We start from the raw sequence: 4444 nt of genomic DNA, 5'->3' as shown, positions 1-4444 counted from the left end.
TCTATTGTCTCAAATATATACAAAACTGGCTAGGTACCGACTATGGAGCATTTACGAATGTTTATTCTGATAGTATAAATATAGAAAGATATATAGGGAAAATATTTTCCTATATACATACAAACGTATTCTATAATATGATAAACTTGTATTATAATAACTGTAGAAAAAGGTCATGTTAATGGATAGCTTAAGAAAACAGGCACAGGAAGCGCGAAAAAATAGACGATTTCAACAGGCTGTTGGCATATATCGTCAAATATGGAATGAAAAAAATAGTGATAAATGGTTAGGGTGGGAATATGCACAGTCTTTAAAAATGATAGGGGATATCGAGACGGCGCTTTCCGTATGTAAAACAACTTACAGATTGGATAAGAATTTTTGCTATAATAATGATTTAATGTCTTGGTGTGTCTATGAACGCTATTTCAAAGAGGATAAAAAAATAAAGTCAGATTACGAAATGCAGCAATTAGAGAGGGTTGCAAAAAGTATTATCGCATTGATAGCACAAAAACCTGAAAATGCTTATGAAAATATTGTTTTTGCAATGGTTAATTTGTATAAAAAAACTGCAAACAATGAATCAAGAAACAAGGCATTAGAGTGGCTTGAAAAGCTAGATGTAGATAAATTGCCGACAAACTCGAAAACGTATCAATCCGAAAATGTTAGAAGCGGTGTAATTGAATTAGCATCTAGAAAGGAGGAGTATTACGCCACAAAAAGTAAGCTTTTAGTGAAGCTACGAATGTATGAAGAATGTATAAATTGTTGTGAAGCTGCAAGAAAAGAAATTCATACGTTTCATTACGATAATGATATATGGATTGAAGCACGCCGATTTTACTCTATTGGTATGAAAAGAAATCAAGATGAAGGAATTGCTGGATTAATGAAGTTACTATTGAAACATGAGCATTGGGCATTTATGTTTTATATTGCGGAACTACTTGAGAGTAAAGAGCGTTTGGAAGAGGCACTTTTATATTGCTATCGAGCATTACTCGTAAAAGAACCCGATTATATGAAAGTAAATGTGATTTCTTTTACAGCAAATCTGTTAGAAAGACTTGGCGAGAAAGAGCTAGCAAAAAAGCATTTATTATATGCTAGAATTATAAGAATGGAGAAAGGGTGGTCTGTTTTATCTATTGTCGAAGAGCATTTATTTAACAACGAGGAGAACTTAACTGCGATTAAGCGCTATGATATGGAAAAGATATGGCTTCAAGGACTTAAAGAGAAAGAAGACGTTTATTATGGCAAAGTTTTTAAGATTCTAAATAAGGGAAAATCTGGATTTATCAAGATGAAAAGTGAAACAATATACTATAAAGGAAAGAATGTGTATGGTTCTAAACAAATAAATGAGGGGACATACGTTTGTTTTATAGTTGATAAATCGTTTGATTTTAAGAAGCAAACGGAAGGCAAAGAGGCAAAATATATAGAAATAGTGAAAAGAGTCAAGAAGATGCCATAAAAACTTGAAAGAAGAGTTAGTTTTTGATATGATGTAAAGTCAATAAAAATGGAGGAAGGTAATGACAAAGAATAAATTTTATGCTGTGAAAGTGGGAAGAAAGCCAGGGGTATATACAACATGGCCGGAATGTCAGGAGCAAATAAATGGATTCTCAGGAGCAGAATTTAAGTCGTTCAAAAGTTTATCTGAGGCAGAAAAGTATATGAGCGATGAAGTAATCGAGGATGTTGCAAGTAGCGAAGATGTTGATATTGATGCACTCAATTTAGAGCTGGAGAAAAAGATTGGGGATTTAGGAGAGACCGAATCAATAGCATTTGTCGATGGAAGCTATGATGCATCTGAAGAAAAATCGGGTTTTGGTGTGATTTTATTAAGTTATGATAATGCGAGAGATACTTTATATAAGGCATTTACAAAACAGTTGGGTGAGGAATTTATTAAGACAAGAAATGTTGGGGCTGAGCTAGAAGGCGTCAAGGAAGCAATAAATTGGGCGATTACTTCTGGTAAATCAAAAATAACTATATGCTATGATTATCAGGGCATTGAAGAATGGGCGGTGGGTAATTGGAAGGCAAAAAATGAAATAGCAAAAAAGTATGTATCATTTATTAGAGACAAAAGAAGTCTTTTGGATATAGAGTTTATTAAGGTGCCAGCACATTCGGGTATAAACTATAATGAAGAGGCGGATGCTTTAGCGAAGAAGTCGTTATTGACGAAAGGCCATAAGACATATAATGATGGTTCAGTCTATTTTACTGGATATGGCGTTAAGGACTGGAGAGCGATTGTTGAGCTTTTAAATGAAGAGAATGAAGAACTAGTTGCTGAGGACGACGTTGAGATAGAAAAAGTAGAAATTAATATCGAAGAGTTAAGTAATAGACATAGAATTGTCGTATCACAAACGGCTAAAAGAGTAGTGATAAACTGTTACTCAAATTCAAATTCATATGTGCAAGGAAAGCAAAGCGTTTTATTTCAAAAAATTATTTCTACGGCTATTGAAATGCTTAGAAATGATCAAGGACTTCTGGAGACTTTAAATACATATCATGCATTACAAGTTACTAAAGAAGAGGTAGAAGTAGGGGCTGAACGTTATTTGCCGCATTTTTCGGGTGATAGAAAGAGTAAGTTATATAGAACACTATTGGCAGCAGTGTATAATACAATGTTAACAGGATATATGCCAGATTATACATCTTTGGTTACACCTATCTTTCGTGCATATGAGTATTATTTGCATCAGATTTTGGGAAGCAAAATGGGTTTGTGTACAGAAAATAAAAATGGGAAAAATAATTTTGCGTTTTTTAATAAGGATGACAATGGGAGATTTGAATGTAATAGTAAAAAAATTGATCAATTATCGTCTGATCAAGTAAAATTCCTAAACGATTTTTACTCAAACTATAATAATGTTCGACATCAATATTCGCATTGGTCTGCAGATGATTATGATACGTCAGTGATTTCTGAAATGGGTGATGCAAGAGAGCTAATAATTAAGGGATTGACCCTAATTGATAAGTATTATACGTTGTTTTAATAATTTTAGAAGATTTGGAAGGAGGAAACATAATGAAAAAATATATATTAACTCATATAGACGATTCTGAATATGCTTGTATCGTCACAATTTTGGATTATGAAATAAGATTAAGTTATTATTTGTCAGAACTATGGTTTCCTTTCAATGCAGAGTTAAGAAAAAAAGTACTTGTTGATTTAGCGTTAAAATCAGGTGTAGACGAGTTTAGATTCGTAGATTTTCCGATATGCCAAAACGGGAAAATAGACATTTCTAGACATGCGTATGTAAATGTTGAAACAAGGGTAGAGTCAATGGCAAATGAAGTATTATGTGAAAATTCTGAAATTGTAAATAATTCGATTTTGTCAGAAGAGAAAAAGCGGAAAATACTTAGTGTCTGCTGAAATGTTCATATTGTAAGCAGTTTGGTAATGTATTAAAATGTAATGTTTGATAGGAAATTGACTTCAGAAAACAAAAGAACCTTCAACCAGTTGTAAACAGCTGATTTTAGTTTAAGGAGAGTATAAGTCATATTTATTGATATGAGAGATACAAGAATTTGTAAAAAGTAATCTGAGAAGACAATAGATTACATAAATTATATAAACCCCCAAAAGCACTTTTCACTCAGTTGAAAGGTGCTTTTTTAATGCCTTTTTGGCGGAAAGGAGAGATATGGATAACTGTAAAATTATTGCAATAGCCAATCAAAAAGGAGGTGTTGGAAAAACCACAACAACGATTAGCTTAGGCGTTGGATTGGCTCAAAGAGGGAGAAGAGTCTTATTGGTGGATGCGGATCCACAAGGCGATCTCACGACAAGTTTAGGTTGTAATGATAGCGACTTGATAGACATTACGCTAGCAACCTATATGGAAGCCACCATCCGAGATATACCGATACCGGAGAATGGCATAGTTCATCACTACGAAGGAGTGGATGTGATTCCAGCAAATCTAGAGTTAGCAACGACAGAAATGTCACTAGTAAATGCTATGAGTCGAGAGTTTACATTAAGAAATTGCTTGGAGTCGTTAAAAGATGAATACGACTATATTTTAATTGACTGTATGCCTAGCTTGGGGATGATTACAATTAATGCTTTAGCAGCTGCGAATAGCGTGATTATTTCAGTGCAAGCTCACTATTTGCCAGCCAAGGGAATGACGCAGCTCATAAGTACAATAAACAAGGTGAAGAGGCAGATTAATCCGATATTACAGATAGATGGAGCGCTTCTAACGTTGGTTGATATGCGAACAAATCTTTCAAGAGAAACAGAGACAACTCTTCGAGAGAGCTATGGGGAACATATTCGCATTTATGACACAGTAATACCTGTGGGGATAAGCCTAGGAGTTGTAAACGCTACAAAAAGTCTGGAAATGTTAAGTGACATTCCTTA

Annotated in this window: 4 protein-coding genes; all 4 read left to right on the top strand. The window is 34.0% G+C overall.

All coding sequences use genetic code 11. The annotated features are described in order from the left end of the window. Positions 1-181 precede the first annotated feature (181 nt). Complete coding sequence (locus tag NHH16_RS15090) at positions 182-1489, top strand: hypothetical protein (protein WP_262070419.1); 1308 nt, start codon at positions 182-184, stop codon at positions 1487-1489. A gap of 61 nt (positions 1490-1550) precedes the next feature. Then, positions 1551-3050 (top strand): ribonuclease H1 domain-containing protein, encoded by a 1500-nt coding sequence (locus NHH16_RS15085; protein WP_262070418.1) that lies wholly within the window; start codon positions 1551-1553, stop codon positions 3048-3050. 32 nt (positions 3051-3082) lie between these two features. Further along, a complete protein-coding gene (locus tag NHH16_RS15080; protein WP_262070417.1) occupies positions 3083-3439 on the top strand; it encodes a type II toxin-antitoxin system RnlB family antitoxin in 357 nt (118 codons plus the stop codon). Between the two features lie 274 nt (positions 3440-3713). Then, positions 3714-4444, top strand: a 731-nt coding sequence (locus tag NHH16_RS15075; protein ID WP_262070416.1) for a ParA family protein, incomplete at its 3' end; no start/stop codon positions are given.

The sequence above is a fragment of the Ohessyouella blattaphilus genome (assembly GCF_024721265.1).
In the GTDB taxonomy this organism is placed as follows: domain Bacteria; phylum Bacillota; class Clostridia; order Lachnospirales; family Lachnospiraceae; genus Aequitasia; species Aequitasia blattaphilus_A.
The sequence above is the reverse complement of the archived record's forward strand: the minus strand, read 5'-3'. Positions and strand labels throughout refer to the sequence as shown.